We start from the raw sequence: 1,189 nt of genomic DNA on the forward strand, positions 1-1,189 counted from the left end.
TGGGACTTGCTCCCTGAGCTGGTGGTGGCCGCAGAGACCAGCGAGAAGCGACTGTTTACTAAAAACACAGGTCCGTGCGAAGCCGTAAGGCGATGTATACGGACTGACGCCTGCCCGGTGCTGGAACGTTAAGGGGACCGGTTAGTCCGATTTCGGTCGGGCGAAGCTGAGAACTTAAGCGCCAGTAAACGGCGGTGGTAACTATAACCATCCTAAGGTAGCGAAATTCCTTGTCGGGTAAGTTCCGACCTGCACGAATGGCGTAACGACTTCTCGACTGTCTCAACCATAGGCCCGGTGAAATTGCATTACGAGTAAAGATGCTCGTTTCGCGCAGCAGGACGGAAAGACCCCGGGACCTTTACTATAGCTTGATATTGGTGTTCGGTTCGGCTTGTGTAGGATAGGTGGGAGACTTTGAAGCCGTGACGCCAGTCATGGTGGAGTCGCCGTTGAAATACCACTCTGGTCGTGCTGGATGTCTAACCTGGGTCCGTGATCCGGATCAGGGACAGTGTCTGGTGGGTAGTTTAACTGGGGCGGTTGCCTCCTAAAGAGTAACGGAGGCGCCCAAAGGTTCCCTCAGCCTGGTTGGCAATCAGGTGTTGAGTGTAAGTGCACAAGGGAGCTTGACTGTGAGACTGACGGGTCGAGCAGGTACGAAAGTAGGGACTAGTGATCCGGCGGTGGCTTGTGGAAGCGCCGTCGCTCAACGGATAAAAGGTACCCCGGGGATAACAGGCTGATCTTCCCCAAGAGTCCATATCGACGGGATGGTTTGGCACCTCGATGTCGGCTCGTCGCATCCTGGGGCTGGAGTAGGTCCCAAGGGTTGGGCTGTTCGCCCATTAAAGCGGTACGCGAGCTGGGTTTAGAACGTCGTGAGACAGTTCGGTCCCTATCCGCTGTGCGCGTAGGAGTGTTGAGAAGGGCTGTCCCTAGTACGAGAGGACCGGGACGGACGAACCTCTGGTGTGCCAGTTGTCCTGCCAAGGGCATGGCTGGTTGGCTACGTTCGGGAGGGATAACCGCTGAAAGCATCTAAGCGGGAAGCCTGCTTCGAGATGAGCACTCCCACCTCCTTGAGAGGGTAAGGCTCCCAGTAGACGACTGGGTTGATAGGCCGGATATGGAAGCCCTGTGAGGGGTGGAGTTGACCGGTACTAATAGGCCGAGGGCTTGTCCTCAG

General features: G+C 56.3%; 1 rRNA gene (only partly in view). It reads left to right on the plus strand.

The annotated features are described in order from the left end of the window. A 23S ribosomal RNA gene (locus ACFYST_RS36480) occupies positions 1 to 1,187 on the plus strand; it begins 1,629 nt to the left of the window's first position. Positions 1,188 to 1,189 lie beyond the last annotated feature (2 nt).

The sequence above is a fragment of the Kitasatospora sp. NPDC004614 genome (assembly GCF_042873675.1).
In the GTDB taxonomy this organism is placed as follows: domain Bacteria; phylum Actinomycetota; class Actinomycetes; order Streptomycetales; family Streptomycetaceae; genus Kitasatospora.